Genomic DNA, 16494 nt, shown 5'->3' on the forward strand with positions numbered 1-16494 from the left:
CCGAAGGGGCATGAGGCCGAAAGCAAGGTATGACGTGTATTCAGAACAATGGCGCGGTGATTCGAACGCACTGAAGATCAAACTGTGGGAGCGGGCTTGCTCCGGGCGGCGATCCGACGAAGGCGGTGTATCAGCCACCAGTGATGTTGAATTTGAAGGCCCCTTCGCGAGCAAGCCCGCTCCCACAGGTTTTGCAGTGTTGATCAGGCTTTGGTGGTCAGCGGATAGAGTTTGTCATCGAACTGCGACAGCTTCGGAAACACCAGCGGTTGGTCGTCGCTCAAGTGCTGCAAACGCTGACCGTAATCAACCAGAAATTGCTGGCGCGCCTCTTCGCTGATGTACGGCACATGCCAGGCCACAAACGGCTCCAGCACATCGAAGCCGACATAAGCCAGGGTTCCACGCAGGATCGGCCGCAGCATGTCCTCCAGCGGGCCGTGGATCGCGCCTTCGCCAAACATGTGCTCGCGGCCCCCCAGGGTCACGGTCACCAGCGCTTTCTTGCCGGCCAATCCACCCTGATCGTAGAAGCGCTTGCCGCCATAGCAGATGCCCGACACCAGCACCCGGTCGATCCAGCCCTTGAGCATGGCCGGGGCGGAGAACCAGAAGATCGGGAAGTTGAGGATCAGCAGGTCGGCCCACAGCAGTTTGTCCAGCTCGGCCTGGATGTCCGGCGCCAGCGACTGGCTCTTCACGCCCAGGCGTTGTTCCAGGGCATAGACCAGGTACTCGGGGTTTTCCCGATTCGAGAAGTCGGCGTCGCTGGCCACCGGGTTCCAGTTCATTTTGTACAGGTCGCTGACCTGCACTTCGTGGCCCTGGGCCTGGAGGGTGGCGACGGCCTGGTCACGCAGGGCGGCGGTGAAGGATTGCGGCTCCGGGTGAGCGTGGACGATCAGTACTTTCATGGTGGTTCCTTAGACTTGTTCCAGCGTATCGGTTGAAGGTGTGCAAGCGCGCGTGGCCAGCAAGCGGTCGAGCCAGTCGGGGTCCATTTGCGGTTCGGAAGAAAACAGCAGCCCGGTGTAGTCCTGGTGCGGCGGGGTGAAGATCTGGCTGCGCGAGCCGTGGTCCACCACCCTGCCCTTTTGCATCACCAATACCTCATCGGCAATCGCCCGAACAGTGGCGACGTCATGGGTGATGAACAGATAGGCGACACCCAGTTGCTGCTGGATGCGGTTGAGCAATTTCAGTACGCCTTCGGCGACCAGTTGGTCGAGGGCCGAGGTCACTTCGTCGCAGATGATCAGTTGCGGATCGGCCGCCAGGGCCCTGGCGATGCAGATGCGTTGTTTCTGCCCGCCTGACAGTTCCCGGGGTTGGCGATCCATGAAGGTCGCCGGGTCGAGTTCGATCATCTCCAGCAGTTCGGCGACCCGGGCACGCATGGCCTTGCCCTTGAGGCCCAGATAAAACGTCAATGGCCGACCGATGATGTCGACGATGCGCTGGCGCGGGTTCAGCGCGGTGTCGGGGATCTGGTAGATCATCTGGATGCGCCGCAGTTGTTCCTTGCTGCGCTGGCGAAAGTCCGCCGGCAAGGGTTCACCGTCGTACAGCACCTGGCCGTAAGTCGGCGGCAGCAAGCCGGTGATCAGCCGCGCCGTGGAACTCTTGCCGCTGCCGGATTCGCCGATCACCGCCAGGGTCTGGCCGCGATACAGCTTCAACGATAGGTCGTGCAGCACCGGTTGCCGGCCATAACTGGCGCAGCTGTTGCGCAGTTCCAGCAGCGGTTGTTCCTGCTGCGGGCTGGCCTTGGGCTCGGTGCGGAAACTGCGCACCGCCCACAGCGACTTGGTGTAGTCCTCTTGCGGGTCGCCGAGCATCTTGCGGGTCTCGGCCTCTTCCACCAGTTTGCCGTGGCGCAGCACCATGATGCGGTCGGCCATTTGCGCGACCACCGCCAGGTCGTGGCTGATGTAGATCGCCGCGCTGCCATAGGTCGCCACGGCATCGCGAATGGCGGCGAGGACTTCGATCTGGGTGGTGACGTCCAGCGCCGTGGTCGGTTCGTCGAAGATGATCAGGTCCGGGTGACAAGCCATGGCCATCGCGGTCATGACCCGCTGCAACTGGCCGCCGGAGACCTGATGCGGATAGCGCTGGCCGATGGTTTCGGGGTTGGGCAGGCGCAGCACCCGATACAGTTCCACTGCGTCACGCATGGCCTGGTCGCGGCTCATGCCGCCGTTTTTCACAGCGGTCTCGACGTGCTGGTCGATCAGTCGATGGGCTGGGTTGAACGAGGCCGCCGCGCTCTGTGCCACATAGGCAATGCGCAGCCCCCGCAGTTTGCGCAGGGCTTCAGGCTTGGCCTTGAGCAGGTCGATGCCGTCGAAGTGCACCGAACCGCCGGTGATCCGGCAGCCGTCGCGGGTGTAGCCCATGGCCGACAGGCCGAGGGTCGACTTGCCCGCGCCGGACTCGCCGATCAGCCCCAGCACTTCGCCCCGTTGCAGGGTCAGGTCGATGCCCTTGATCAGCGGATGCCAGGCGTCTTCGTAATGGCCTTCGATGTGCAGGTCGCGGATTTCCAGCAAAGGTTTTGCGGTCGTCATGTTCAGCACTCCTTGAGGCCGCTGGATTTGTGCAGCATCCAGTCGACGACGAAGTTGACGCTCACCGTGATCAAGGCCACGGCCAGGGCGGGCAGCAACGGACTGATGTCGCCGAAGGTGATGAGCACGGCGTTGTCGCGCACCATGCTGCCCCAGTCGGCAGTGGGCGGTTGAATGCCCAGGCCGAGGAACGACAGCGCACTGATGAACAGGAATACAAAGCAGAAGCGCAGGCCGAACTCGGCAATCAGCGGCGCGGCGGCGTTGGGCAACACTTCGCGGGTGACCAGCCAGCACAGGCCCTCACCACGCAGGCGCGCAGCTTCGACGAAGTCCTGCACCACCACGTTCATGGCCACCGCGCGCGACAGGCGAAACACCCGGGTCGCATCCAGCAGCGCAATCACCAGCACCAGCGACGTCGCCGTGGTACCGACCACGCTGAGGATCAGCAAGGCGAAGATCAGTTGCGGAATGGCCATGAGGATGTCCACCACCCGCGACAATCCCTGATCGACCCAGCCGCCCTTGATCGCCGCGATCAAGCCGCAGGACCCACCGAGCAAAAACGCCAACACCGTGGTGAGGAAGGCAATGCCCAGGGTGTTGCGCGCGCCATAGACCAGGCGGCTGAACATGTCGCGCCCCAGATTATCGGTGCCCAACAGAAACTGCCCGCCCCACGGCTCAAAGCCCCCGCCCACCACCTGGGTTTCGCCGAACGGCGCCAACATCGGCGCGAACACCGCCACCAGCACGTAAAGCAGGATCATCAACAAACCGAACTGGGCGCTCAGGGGCGCCCGCCACAGGTGTTTCAACAGGCTCATGGTCTACCCCTTCGGATGCATCAGGCGTGGGTTGCTGGCAATCGACAGCACATCGGCGCTGGTATTGAGCAGGATGTAGGTCGCGGCGAAGATCAGGCTGCAGGCCTGCACCACCGGAATGTCGCGCTTGGCCACCGAGTCCACCAGCAACTGGCCGAGCCCCGGATAGACAAACACCACCTCGACCACCACCACGCCGACCACCAGGTACGCCAGGTTCAACGCCACCACGTTGACGATGGGCGCCAGGGCATTGGGCAAGGCGTGGCGCAAGATGATCCGCGACTGGCTGATGCCCTTGAGCCGGGCCATTTCGATGTAGGGACTGGCCAGCAGGTTGATCAACGAGGCGCGGGTCATGCGCATCATCTGCGCGATCACCACCAGGCTCAGGGTCGCCACCGGCAACACCGAGCGTTCCAGTACCGTGCCCAACGAAGCGTCGGGCGCCAGGTTGGAAATGCTCGGGAACCAGTTGAGCTTCACCGCGAACACCAGGATCAGGATGTAGGCAACGAAGAACTCGGGGAACGACACCGCGCTCAGGGCCGAGGTGTTGAGCAAGCGGTCGAACCAGCTGTTGCGGTACAGCGCGGCGAGCATCCCCAGACACAATGCCAGCGGCACCGACACCAGGGCCGCCAGCAAGGCGAGGCTGAAGGTGTTGCCCAGGCGCGAGCCGACCAGTTCGGCGATGGGCCGCTGGTTGGCCAGCGATACACCGAGATCACCGTGCAACAGCTGCCAGATCCAGTGGCCGAAACGGGTCAGCGGCGGCAAATCCAGCCCCAGTTGCGCCCGGTAGGCCGCCACGGTTTCCGGGGTGGCCGACTGGCCGAGCATGGCCTGGGCGATGTCGCCCGGGAGCATGCCGACGGCCAGGAAGATGATCACTGAAACGGCGAACAGGGACAGCAGGCCTAATGCGAGGCGCTGTCCCAACAGCTTGAAAATACTTCTCATCGTGCAGTTCCTTGAATTGGGCACGCTGGTGCAGATTGCACATATCCCCTGTGGGAGCGGGCTTGCTCGCGAAAGCGGTGTGTCAGATGGCAAATGTGTCAGCTGACAGGGCCTATTCGCGAGCAAGCCCGCTCCCACAGTTGATCTTCACCGTTCGATAGATCCCGGTTTCATGCCTGCCACCAGCGCTCGATCACCCGCAGGCCATCCAGTTCACCGTAGGGCGCCGTCTGCCCGCCGTGAACCACCCGGTTGGAACGCGCCGCCACGGAACTGGCGAACAGCGGCACGATCGCCCCGCCCTCGTCCCGGCACAGCGCCTGCATTTCGTTGTACATCTCGCGGCGCAGCGGGTCGTTCATCTCGCCGCGAGCGGCGTTGAGCAGTTGATTGAAGCGCGGGTTGTCCCAGTGGGTTTCGTTCCAGGCCGCGCCCTTGGCGTAGCCGATGCTGAACATGCGGTCGGCGGTCAGGCTGCTGTACCAGAACGAGGTGGTGAAGGGTTGCTTCATCCACACGTTGGAGAAGAAGCCATCGGCCGGCTCCCGCACCACGTCGATGTCGATCCCGGCGGCTCGCGCCTGCTCCTTGAACAGCACCGAGGCGTCCACCGCGCCGGTGTAGGCTGCGTCGGAGGCTTGCAGACGCACCTTGAGCGAATCCAGACCGGCCTTCTTCAGGTAGAAGCGCGATTTGTCCGGATCGTAGGTGCGTTGCTCCAGCGCGGTGTTGATGAAACGGCTGCCGGGCTGGATCGGGTGGTCGTTGCCCACCAGGCCATAGCCGTGCAGCACCGAAGCCAGCAGGGTTTCGCGGTTGATCGCGTGCTTCATCGCCAGGCGCACGTCGTTGTTCAGGAAGACCTGGCTGTCGGTGAGCATCGGGAAGGTGTAGTGCTGGGCGCCCTTGGTTTCTTCGATGACCAGGTTCGGGTTGCGCTTGAGCAGCGCGACGGTTTTCAGGTCGACCTTGTTGATCACATCCACCTGCCCGGTGACCAGCGCATTGACCCGTGCCGCGCCGTCGGAAATCGCGATCAACTCGGCGCTGGCGAAGTGCGCGCGGCCCGGTTTCCAGTAATCGGGGCTGCGTTCCAGGGTCATGCGCACGCCCGGCTCGAAGTCCTTGAGGCGATAGCCACCGGTGCCAGCGCCGGCCTGCCAGTCTGCCGCGCCGTCCTTGCTCGGCATGATCGCCAAGTGGTAATCGGCAACCACGTAAGAGAAATCAGCGTTGCCCGAGTGCAGTTCGAACACCACGCTGTCGCTGCCGTTGGCGCTGACTTTGGCCACGTCGCCCAGCACGGTCTTGGCTGCCGAGGTGGATTTTTCGCCGAGGTGATGCTGGATCGACGCCACCACGTCATCGGCGGTCAGGGTCTTTCCGTTGTGGAAGGTCACGCCCTGACGAATCTTGAACGTCCAGACACGCGCGTCCGGGGTCGAGGTCCAGCTTTCGGCCAGTTCGGGGATGGCCGTGCCGTCGACGGCAATTTCGGTCAGGGTGTTATAGACCGCAGAGAAGCCGACGAAGGTGAAGGTGTCGGACCAGGAACCCGGATCTTTCGAGTCCGTGGTGCTGCCACCCGCCAGGCCCAGACGCAACACGCCACCCGGTTTTGGCGTGGCCTCCCGGGCAAGGGCGCCAAACGGCAGCCCCATGGAGAACGCCCCGGCCACCGCCGCGGCTGCCGCGCTGTACTTCAGGAAGTCCCTGCGCGGGAAGCTGAATTCATGGTTCGCTTGAGTAATCTTGTTTTTGTTATCGCTCATTGCATTGCCCCTGATCAAAAAGCTAATGAATTACCGGTTCAAAACCACGCAAGACACCGGGCCAGGGCCCGGTGCATACAACATCTGAATCGCCTACCGTCACACCTGGATCGCCTTCACTTCGACGAACTCGTTGAGTCCCTCCTCACCCCACTCCCGGCCATTGCCCGATTGTTTGTAGCCACCGAACGGCGCCTGGTAATTGAACGCCGCGCCATTGAGGAAACACTGGCCGGCACGCATCTGCCGGCCCAGGTGCAAGGCACGCTCGGCACTGCCGGCCCAGACGCCACTGGACAGGCCGAACGGCGAGTCGTTGGCGATCTGCACCGCTTGCGCCTCGTCGGTGTAGGGAATCAGGCACAGCACCGGGCCGAAGATTTCTTCCTGGGCGATGCGCATGCGGTTGTCGACATCGGCGAACAGCGTCGGGCTGACATAGAAGCCGCGCTCGAATGCCGACGGCGCGTCACCGCCGCACAGCAGCCGTGCGCCTTCCTGTTGACCGACCTTGATGTAATCGAGCACGGTGCGTTTTTGCCCTGCGGAACACATAGGTCCGAGGAAGCTTTGTGGGTCGAGGGGATCGCCCATGCGCAGGCTCAGAGTCTCCTGAAGCGCGATTTCCACGGCTTCGGCATAGCGGCTGGCCGGCAGCAGCATGCGGGTCAGCGCGGTGCAGGTCTGGCCGGAGTTAATCATCACGTCCTGCACGCCGTAGCGCACGGCCGCGTCCAGATCCGCATCCTCAGCGATCAGCAGCGGCGACTTGCCGCCCAGTTCCAGGCACACCCGCTTCACCGAAGGCGCCGCCGCTTGCGCAACGCGAACGCCGGCGCCGGTGGAGCCGGTAAACGACACCATGTCCACGTCAGGGTGTTTGGCCAGCGCTTCGCCGACTTTCGAACCCGGCCCGCTGACCAGGTTGAACACCCCGGCCGGCAAGCCGATGTCCTCGATCATCTGCGCCAGCAGGAAGGCATGCAGCGGGGTTTCCTGGCTCGGCTTGACCACCACGGTACAACCGGCGGCCAGGGCCGGGGCCAGTTTGCCGATCAACTGGTGCAGCGGGTAATTCCACGGGTTGATGAACGCGCAGACGCCCACGGCCTCGCGGATCACCAGCGAATTGCCGACTTCGCGCACCTCGTCCATGAGATGAGCCAGTTCGACGTACTGCTCAAGGCCAGCGATCGGCCCGTCGACTTGCACCGAGCGGCACCATTGCACCGGCATGCCCAACTCAGTGGTGATGACCGCGGCCATCTCATCAGCGCGGGCACGCAATTGCCCGGCCAGGGCGCGAATGTAACCGGCGCGCACGCTGGAGGGTGTGCGTGACCATGAATCGAAGGCCCGGCGTGCAGCGGCCACAGCGTTTTCGACATCGAGTTCATCACCGAGCGGCACACTGCCGCACACTTCCTCGGTGGCCGGGTTGATCACCTCGGCGATGCCCTGCCCCGACGGTTTTTGCCAGCGCCCATCAATAAACAATGCGTTGTGGTTAAGCATGAACCTGGGTCTCCATCAATTCCTGGGCACAACGGGCAATGCGCTGGCAGGCATCGCGCAAGGGTTCGGCACCGACCACCAGACCGAGTCGAATGTGCCCCGCCGCGCTCGGACCAAAGGCCTCGCCCGCCAATACCGACACACCGTGGCGATCGAGCAGACGGTCGGCAAACGCCTGGGCACTGAGCCCGGTCTGGCGGATGTCGAGCATCACGAACATGCCGCCGTCAGGTTTCAACGCCCGCACGCCGGGGCAATCGGCCAGGCTGTCGCACACCAGGTCGCGACGCTGGCGATAGGCTTCGCGCATGGCCTCCAGTTCCGGCAGGTTGCTTTCCAGGGCCACCACGGCAGCGTCCTGAATGAAATCCGGCGAGCCGTAGAGCATGCACAGCGCAAGGTTTTCCAGGTGCGCTGCAAGGGACGGTGGCGCCACCACCCAGCCAACGCGCCAGCCGGTCATGGCGTGGGATTTCGACAGGCTGTTGAGGGTCGCGGTGCGCTCGGCCATGCCTGGCAGGCTCGCCGGGCTGACGTGCTCGCCTTCGAACAGCAGTTCGCTGTAGACCTCGTCGGAAATCAGCCACAGGTCGTGGGCGATGCACAACTCGGCCAGAGCGGCCCAGGTGCTGCGCGGCAGACTGGCGCCGGACGGGTTGTGCGGACTGTTCAGCGCCAGGGCCCGGGTGCGCGGTGTGATACGCGCCGCGACATCTTCAGGCAACACCCGGAAGCCGTTTTCCGAGCGCACCGGCACCGGCACCACCACGGCGCCGCAGGCACCGAACACCGCTTCGTAGGTGACGTACATTGGCTCGGCGACTATCACCTCGTCACCGGGATTGAGCACGCATTGGGCCACGCTGAACAGCGCACATTGCGCCCCGGCCAGCACGGTAACCTGTTCGGCCGAAACGCTTTGGCCGCTGCGTTGTTGATGGCGCCTGGCAATGGCCTCACGCAGGGCACGCTTGCCGCGCACCTCGGCATAGTGAGTGTTGCCATTGAGCAGGCTGTCGATGGCACCCTGCACGATGGGCTGCGGTGTATCGAAATCCGGGTCGCCCACGGACAGCAGCAAAATGTCCTGGCCCTGCTCGCGCAGTGCCAGGGCGCGGTAGTGAATATCCCACGCGGCAGCGCCATCACCGGCGATACGTTGAGTCAGATCGGAAAAGCGCATGGCTTCGTCCCCTTCAAATACAGATCAGTGCGCGCAGGCATGCTTGAGTTCGATCAAGGTCACGCCGTTGCGCTTGAAGCCGTGGCGCAAGTCGGTCTGCAACTCGGCCAGGCTTTGCGGCTGGTTCACCGTGCAACCGAACGCACGCGCGAGGGCAGCGAAATCCGGATTGCGCGGCAGTACGCCGATGGGTTCGATGTCCAGGCCGAGCATGTCGTCGCGGATCTGCCCCAGGGCGTCGTTGTTCCACAGCAGCACCACCAGCGGGCTGTCCAACTCTTCGACTGCCGTCGCCAGTTCCTGCGCGGTGTAGAGGAAACCGCCGTCGCCGACCAGCACCAGACCGGGCCGTTGCGGTGCGCCGAACTTGGCGCCGATCCCCGCCGGCAGGCCATAACCCAAGGTGCCGTAGCCTGTCGGGTGCAGCCAGCTGCGGATGGCCAGGCTGTCAAAGGCGTAGTTACCCGTATACGCAAGCTGGGTCATGTCGGTGCTGATGAAGGCGTTTTCCGGCAGCTCTACAGCAATGCGGTCGAGAATCGCCTGATGGATCGACTGCAACGGGCCATGGCTGGCCTTGACCGCTTCGCGCAACGCGGCAACCGAGGCGATCGCCGTGGCGGCATCCCGCACGTCGGATGGCAGGCGCTCAAGCAAACCGCTGAGGGTTTGTTGTGCATCGCCCTGCAAGGCCACTGCGCAGGGGTAGAAATCGTTGAATTTGCGCGGGTCGATATCGACACGCAGCAGTTCAGCGTTGAGCGACAGGCGTTCGCGCCAGAAGTCGGTGTCGGCCATTTCGGTGCCAACCGCCAGCACCACGTCGGCCTCCGCGATCAGGTTCCAGCCCGGCTCCACACACAGGGAGGAACCGGCGTTGAGCGGTGCATCCGGTGGCAGCAGGCCCTTGCCGGCGACGCTGGTGAACAGTGGCGCAGCGAGACGCGTGCTGAGTTCACTGAGTTCCTGCACGGCATTGAGTGCACCGCCACCGGCGATGATCATCGGCCGTTTCGCGTCTTTGAGCTTGGCCACGGCCTGGTCAAGCGCAGTGGCGGATGCCGGACCACGGCCCGGTCGACGCACCACCTCGTTGCTCCAGTCACGGGCGATCGGCGCCGTCAACACGTCCAGCGGCACCGAGATGTGCACCGGGCGCGGCCGCTCGCTGTCGAACACCGCGTAGGCACGGGCGACCAGTTCCGGCAAATCTTCGGCGGTCAACGCCACAGCCGAGAACGCCGTGATCGGCGCGGTCATCGCCCGTTGATCCTGACACTCGTGCAGGCTGCCCCAGCCCTTGCCGAGGCTGGCGCTGTGGTTGACGCTGGAAATCACCAGCATCGGAATCGAATCGGCATAGGCCTGGCCGATACCGGTGGCGGCGTTGGTCACGCCGGGGCCGGTGATGACGAAGCACACGCCGGGTTTGCCGCTGACCCGGGCATAACCGTCGGCCATGAAGCTGGCGCCCTGCTCATGACGGGTCAGCACGTGACGAATGCCGCTACCGGGCAAGCCGCGATACAACTCCAGGGTGTGTACGCCGGGGATGCCGAACACGGTATCGACGCCGTAGTTGGCCAACAGGCGCACCAGGGCCTGGCCGCCGGTCAAGGTTTTGCTTTGCATGTTCATGTCCTCACTCGTGACCGAGGCGAATCAACGCATCGACCGCAGTCGTGCCCTGGGCACCGACCAACAATGGGTTCACATCGAGTTCCAGCAATTGCGCGGCGTTTTCGCAGGCGTAGTCGGCCACGGCGCGGATCGCCGTCACCAGGGCGTCGAGGTCAGCAGACTCGCGGCCACGGAAGCCTTGCAGCAACGGGGCGCTGCGCAGGCTGAGCAAGGCATTGCGGATCGCACCGTCGGTGGTCGGCAGCAACAGGCTGCGACTGTCCTTGAGCAACTCCACCAGAATGCCGCCGGCACCGATCACCAACGCGAGGCCGAAATCGTTTTCGCGCTTGATGCCGACAATCAGCTCAGCCAGTGGCGGTTTGGCCATCGGCTCCAGCAACAGTTGATCGAAGGCTACGCCCGGGGCATAAGCGGCAATGCTGGCGCGCATCTGCTCCAGTGCCGCACTCAACGCCGCGCCATCCTTGAGGTTCAGCGCCACGGCACCGGCCTCGGTCTTGTGGGGCAGCTGTGCGCTGACGGCTTTCAAGACCAGCGGATAGCCCAGTGACTCGGCATCCTTCAGGGCCTGTTCCGGGGTGCTCAATACGCCGTTTGGCGTCGGCAGGCCAAAGGCTTTCAACGCCTGTTTGGAATCCCATTCATTGAGCAAGCGCCCCTCGCCTTCCAGCGCGTGCGGGCACAGCGGCACCAACGCCGATTCACCCAACGCCAGCAAGGCCTGGCGATTGCGCTGATAACCGGCGATGCGGCCCCACGCGGCCAGCCCGTCTTCAACGCCCTGCAAGGCCGCGACGCCTTGTGCGTGCAGACGCTCACGGGCATGGGCCGGCAGCAATTCGGGGAAGGCCGAGGTGACGAAACCGGTCTTGCCGTGGCGCTGCAGTGCCGCGCAGTACAGCTCCAGCAGCAGGTCGCACTCCTTGCGCTCGCCGGTGAACTCCGACGGGTAGTCGAGCACCAGCATCGCCGCGTCGGCTTCGGTGCGCAGGGCGCTGTCGAGCATGCGGTTCAAGGCTTTGCCGTCGCCCCAGATCGCCGTGGTGAAATCCAGCGGATTGACCAGGTTGGCGTAGGTTGGCAGCACCTGCGCGAGTTCGCCGACCTGTCCTTGATCGAGTTTCGGCAGCCCCAGGTCGTTGCGTTCGGCGTAGTCGGCAATCAGGCCGGCGTCACCGCCGGAACAGGCCAGCGCGATCAGGCTGTTGCCCGCTGGCAGGTTGCCGCAGGCCGCGGCCTTGAGGGTTTCGACAAAACTCACCGGGCCGCTGACGCGGATCACCCCGAGACGGTCGAACAACGCGTCGTACAGCGCATCGGAGCCAGACAGCGAGCTTGTATGACTCAAGGCCAGTTCGGCGCCGATCTGCGACACGCCGGTTTTCAGGGCGATGATCGGAATGCCCTTCTCCAGCGCCTTGTGTGCGGCGCGGGCGAAACCCGGGACGTTTTTCAGGCCTTCAAGGTGCAGGCCGATGGCGGTGACCCGCGGTTCGTCGAGCAACACGTCCATCAACTCAGCCACGCCCAGTTGCGCCTGGTTGCCCACCGAGGCCATGTAGGCCACCGGCAGCGAGCGGTCGCTCATGGACAGGTTGTAGGCGAAGTTGCCGCTCTGGGTCAGCACCGCCACACCCTTCTCCACCGCTTTGCCGCCATGGGCCACCGGCCACAGCGCCGAGCTGTGCAGGTAGTCGAGCAGGCCGTAGCAGTTAGGACCGAGCAAGGCCATGTCGCCAGCCGCCTCGAGCAATTGCTGTTGCAGGGCCTGGCCTTCGGCGCCGGTTTCGGCAAAGCCGGAGGCGTAGCAGATCGCGCCGCCCGCGCCAATGGCGGCCAGCTCGGCCACGCAGGTCAGGGTCAACTCACGGTTGGTGGCGATGAACACGGCGTCCGGGCCGCAAGGCAGCTCGGCGACGCTGCGCACACACGGCACACCTTCAAGATTGTCGTGTTGTGGATTGACCAGCCACATCTGCCCTGGGTAGCCGCCCTCGGCACAGCGCTTGAGGGCGCGCGCCATGCTGCGGCCGCCGACGAACGCCACGTGTTGCGGCGCGAGCATGCGTTTGAGGTTGTCACGAATGGTTTGGGACATGGGAGTTCTCCGGGCCGGTCAGCGCAGCAGCGGCCGCAGCAGCTCGCGGGAAATGATGTGGCGCTGGATTTCCGAGGTGCCTTCCCAGATCCGTTCGATCCGTGCGTTGCGCCAGATGCGCTCCACCGGACCTTCGTCCATCAGGCCCATGCCGCCGAAAATCTGCACCGCTTCGTCGGCGGTACGACCGAGCACTTCACTGGCGAACAGCTTGGCCATGCCGGCCTCGCCATCGGTCATGGTGCCCTGGTCCATTTTCCACGCGGTGTGCAGGGTCAGCAGTTCGGCGGCGCGGATCTGCGTGGCCATGTCGGCCAATTTGAACGACACGCCCTGGTAAGTGCCGATAGGCTGGCCGAATTGCTTGCGGTCCGCCGCCCATTGCAGCGACACGTCGAGTGCACGCTGGGCCTGACCGACGCAGTTGGCCGCGACCATCACGCGCCCGGCGGTCAGCCAGGCGTTGGCCACGTCCCAACCCTTGCCGACTTCGCCCAGCACTTTGCTGGCCGGTACGCGGCAGTCGTCGAAGAACATTTCGAAGGTGTGGTAACCCCGGTTGCTCACGCACTTGGGTCCACGGCGAATGGTCATGCCCGGGGTGTTGCGGTCGACCAGGAACGAGGTCACGGCGTTACGCTTTTTGCCGTTGTGCTCGTAGGTATCGGTCACGGCGAAGACGATGGCAAAGTCGGCATGGCCGGCGTGACTGATGAAATGCTTGCTGCCATTGAGAATGAAGTCGTCGCCTTCACGCACGGCGCGGGTCTTGATCGCATTGGCATCGGAACCGGCGCCCGGCTCGGTCAGGGCGAAGCAGTCGATTTTCTCGCCCTGGATGCACGGCAACAGGTAGTCGTTGATCTGCTCGCCAGTGCAGGCCATGAGGATTTTCGACGGCCGCGCGACGAACACGTGCAGCGCCCAGGACACCTTGGACAGTTCACGCTCGATCAGCGCCTGGGACAGGTAGTCCAGGCCACCGCCGCCCACTTCTTCAGGCATGTTGAAGGCGTAGAACCCGGCGGCGATCGCCTTGCCGCGAATCTGCGCCGCCAGCTCCGGGGACACCTCGTCGGCGCGGTCGACTTGCTCTTCATAGGGCAGCAGTTCCTTCTCGACGAAGCTGCGTACCGAGTCCACCAACATTTCTTGTTCTTGGGTCAGTTGGAAATTCATGGTGCTACCTGTTGTTCGTGTGCTGAAAGAAGTGTGGGAATCAACGGCCGACGAAACGTGCCGGACGTTTTTCCATGGCGGCGCGCAGGGCTTCGTTGCCGTCTTCACTGCGCCCGCACAACAGGCCCGCGGCGAGTTCGGCTTGCAGTTGTTCCGCCAGGCTGCGGTCGGCGCCTTCGCGCATGAGTTTTTTGGTCTGGGCGAAGGCAAACGTCGGCCCGGCGGCCAGGCGTGCGGCCAGTTCGCTGGTGACCGTCAGCAACTGATCGTCGGCACAGACATCGCCGACCAGGCCGGCGTCGAGGGCACGGTCAGCACCCCACAGTTCATCGAGGAACAGCAGGCGCTTGGCCTGTTCGCTGCCGATCAGGCGTGGCAGGTGCCAACTGGCGCCGGCATCCGGCGAGTACGCCATGCTGGTGTAGCCGGCCTTGAAGCGTGCCGACTGGCCGGCAATGCGCAGGTCGCAGCACAGGGTCAGGTCCATCCCGGCGCCGACGGCGGTACCGTTGATGGCGGCGATGGTCGGTTTTTCCAGACTGTGCAGGCAAGTCATCAAGGCGTGGGCGGTCTCGGTCCAGCCGTAGGTCTCCAGTGCGCCCCGGGCTTCGGCATCCGCCCATTCATCGAGGTCGGCACCCGCACAGAAACTGCGGCCACTCCCCGTCAATACCACCACACGCACCGCTGGATCGGCGTTGAACCGGTCGAGCAAGGCATGCAGGTTTTTCAGCGTCGGAACGTCCAGCGCATTGCGCTGGGCAGTGCGATTGAGGGTGATCCAGGCAACGCCTGCTTCGACCTGGCTGAGCAGCGACGATTGAGTGGTCATGGGAATCCTCGAATTATTGTGATTGGTCTGAGGTGATGCGACTTGAGGCCATACTAAACGAGTGTTCAGTAAGGCGGCAATCGGTGGGGAAATGGGCTGTAACAGCTTTAGAAATGAGACATCCCATTGTTTTTATTGGGTTTAACTCTTTTGCTGGAAGATGGCGTGGTTGCTTTGTTACAACTTTGAACAACTGTGGACACGATGACGCCAGGATCGCAGCCTTCGGCAGCTCCTGCATTGCTCGGGTACACCTGTATCCCTGTAGGAGCTGCCGAAGGCTGCGATCTTTTGATTTTGTCGGGAACACAAAACAACTGTGGGAGCGGGCTTGCTCGCGAAGAGGCCCTGTCAGTCAACATTGATGGTGACTGACAGGGCCTCTTCGCGAGCAAGCCCGCTCCCACAGGGGGGAAGTGTTTAGTTCGAGGTATCAGGCAGTCGGCAAGCTCGGTGCCAGCACACCCTGACGCTTGCGATGAATCAGGAAGTACGCGCCATAGCACAGCGCAATGAAGCCAAAGCCCCAATACAGCGACGGACGCTGGGTTTCATCCAGGGCCAGGAACACGAACAGCGAGCAGCACAGCGTGATGCACATCAGCGGCAATACCGGGAACCAGGGTGCGCGGTACTTCAGGTCGCTGAGTTTGCCGCCGTCGCGCAGGTACGCCTTGCGGAACTTGTACTGCGCCAGGGCGATGACGATCCAGGTCACGGTGCCGGACATTCCGCTGACCGCCATCAGCACCATGAACAAGGTGTCGGCGGCGACGAAGCTGGTCATCAGCGATACCAGCGCGAAGCACAAGGTGATGCTCAGTGCCCGCAACGGCACGCCACGCTTGCTCAAGGGCGACAGGCTTTTCGGCGCCATGCCGGTTTTCGACATCGCCCACAGGATGCGCGTCGAGGCATACAGGCCGGAGTTGCCCACCGACAGGATCGCGGTGAGGATCACGAAGTTCATCAGGTCGGCGGCGTAGGGAATGCCAACCATGTCGAACACCTGCACGAACGGGCTTTCCATCAGCCCCGCCTGCTGCCAGGGCACGATGGCCGACAGCACGACAATCGCCAGCACGTAGAAAATCAGCACGCGGAACACCACGTTGCGCACGGCGCGGGGAATGCTCTTTTCCGGCTGGTCGGTTTCACCGGCGGCCACGCCCATGATCTCGCACCCCTGGAACGCGTAGACCACGGTCATCATCACCGCGAACACGGCGGACAGACCGTTGGGGAACAGCGAATCGCCGATCAGGTTGGTCGCCATAGGTGCCGGTGCGCCGCTGCTCAGGGGCATCACGCCGAAGATCACCAGCACCCCGACCACGATGAAACCGAGAATGGCCGCGACCTTGATCCCCGAGAACCAGTATTCCGCTTCACCGAAAGCGCGGGTGGCCATGGCGTTGATGCCGAACAGCACCACCACGAATAGCGCCGACCAATACCAGATCGGCACCGCCGGGAACCAGCGCGTCATCAACATGCCGGCGGCGGTGAACTCCAGGCCGACGGTGGTGGCCCAGCTCATCCAGTACACCCAGCCGATCATGAACCCGGTGGCCGGGCCGATGTATTTGGTGGCGTGGGTCTGGAACGAACCGGACACCGGCATCTGCACCGACAGTTCGCCCAGGCAGACCATCACCAGGTACATCAGGAAACCCGCGACCAGGTAAGCCAGGATCGCCCCCACCGGGCCGCCCTGGTTGATGGTCACGCCGGAACCCATGAACAGCCCGGTGCCGATGACGCCGCCCAGGGACAGCATGAAGATGTGCCGGCTCTTCAGGGCGCGGGTCAGCTGTATGCCTTTTTGTTGGGTGCTGCGATCAGAGTTTTCGTTCATGTCGGCACCTCAGCAGTCAGTGAGGAGCGCAGCGCATGACGGGACGTCAC

At 63.6% G+C, this 16494-nt stretch carries 12 protein-coding genes; all 12 read right to left on the bottom strand.

Annotated features, from left to right (window positions below):
* Window positions 1–203: 203 nt before the first annotated feature.
* Window positions 204–914, bottom strand: coding sequence for an NAD(P)H-dependent oxidoreductase (locus tag ACEN83_RS16040; RefSeq protein ID WP_217835282.1), 711 nt, complete (start codon window positions 912–914; stop codon window positions 204–206).
* A 9-nt stretch (window positions 915–923) separates the two neighbouring features.
* Entirely contained in the window at window positions 924–2570 is a 1647-nt protein-coding gene (locus tag ACEN83_RS16045; protein ID WP_495577686.1) for an ABC transporter ATP-binding protein, read from the bottom strand.
* Window positions 2571–2572: 2 nt separating this feature from the next.
* Complete coding sequence (locus ACEN83_RS16050; RefSeq protein WP_495577687.1) at window positions 2573–3400, bottom strand: ABC transporter permease; 828 nt, start codon at window positions 3398–3400, stop codon at window positions 2573–2575.
* A 3-nt stretch (window positions 3401–3403) separates the two neighbouring features.
* Complete coding sequence (locus tag ACEN83_RS16055; RefSeq protein WP_104448243.1) at window positions 3404–4363, bottom strand: ABC transporter permease; 960 nt, start codon at window positions 4361–4363, stop codon at window positions 3404–3406.
* 170 nt (window positions 4364–4533) lie between these two features.
* Window positions 4534–6135: an ABC transporter substrate-binding protein gene (locus ACEN83_RS16060; RefSeq protein ID WP_495577688.1), complete on the bottom strand. Its 1602-nt coding sequence runs from the start codon at window positions 6133–6135 to the stop codon at window positions 4534–4536.
* Window positions 6136–6234: 99 nt separating this feature from the next.
* Window positions 6235–7650 carry an aldehyde dehydrogenase family protein gene (locus ACEN83_RS16065; RefSeq protein ID WP_495577689.1) on the bottom strand — a complete coding sequence of 472 codons (1416 nt, stop codon included), beginning with the start codon at window positions 7648–7650 and terminating at the stop codon, window positions 6235–6237.
* Window positions 7643–8833: a pyridoxal phosphate-dependent aminotransferase gene (locus tag ACEN83_RS16070; protein ID WP_495577690.1), complete on the bottom strand. Its 1191-nt coding sequence runs from the start codon at window positions 8831–8833 to the stop codon at window positions 7643–7645. The genes ACEN83_RS16065 and ACEN83_RS16070 overlap by 8 nt, the downstream gene beginning before the upstream one ends.
* A 24-nt stretch (window positions 8834–8857) precedes the next feature.
* Entirely contained in the window at window positions 8858–10465 is a 1608-nt protein-coding gene (locus tag ACEN83_RS16075; protein WP_495580883.1) for a 5-guanidino-2-oxopentanoate decarboxylase, read from the bottom strand.
* 10 nt (window positions 10466–10475) lie between these two features.
* The gene (locus ACEN83_RS16080) at window positions 10476–12575 is read right to left on the bottom strand and encodes an acetate--CoA ligase family protein (protein WP_495577691.1); all 2100 of its coding nucleotides are present in this window, start codon (window positions 12573–12575) and stop codon (window positions 10476–10478) included.
* Window positions 12576–12593: 18 nt separating this feature from the next.
* Complete coding sequence (locus ACEN83_RS16085; RefSeq protein ID WP_007974349.1) at window positions 12594–13754, bottom strand: acyl-CoA dehydrogenase family protein; 1161 nt, start codon at window positions 13752–13754, stop codon at window positions 12594–12596.
* Window positions 13755–13794: 40 nt separating this feature from the next.
* Entirely contained in the window at window positions 13795–14586 is a 792-nt protein-coding gene (locus ACEN83_RS16090) for an enoyl-CoA hydratase/isomerase family protein (protein WP_495577692.1), read from the bottom strand.
* Between the two features lie 433 nt (window positions 14587–15019).
* Complete coding sequence (locus tag ACEN83_RS16095) at window positions 15020–16444, bottom strand: amino acid permease (protein WP_495577693.1); 1425 nt, start codon at window positions 16442–16444, stop codon at window positions 15020–15022.
* Between the last annotated feature and the right edge of the window lie 50 nt (window positions 16445–16494).

It is taken from the genome of Pseudomonas sp. Pseusp49, assembly GCF_059491875.1.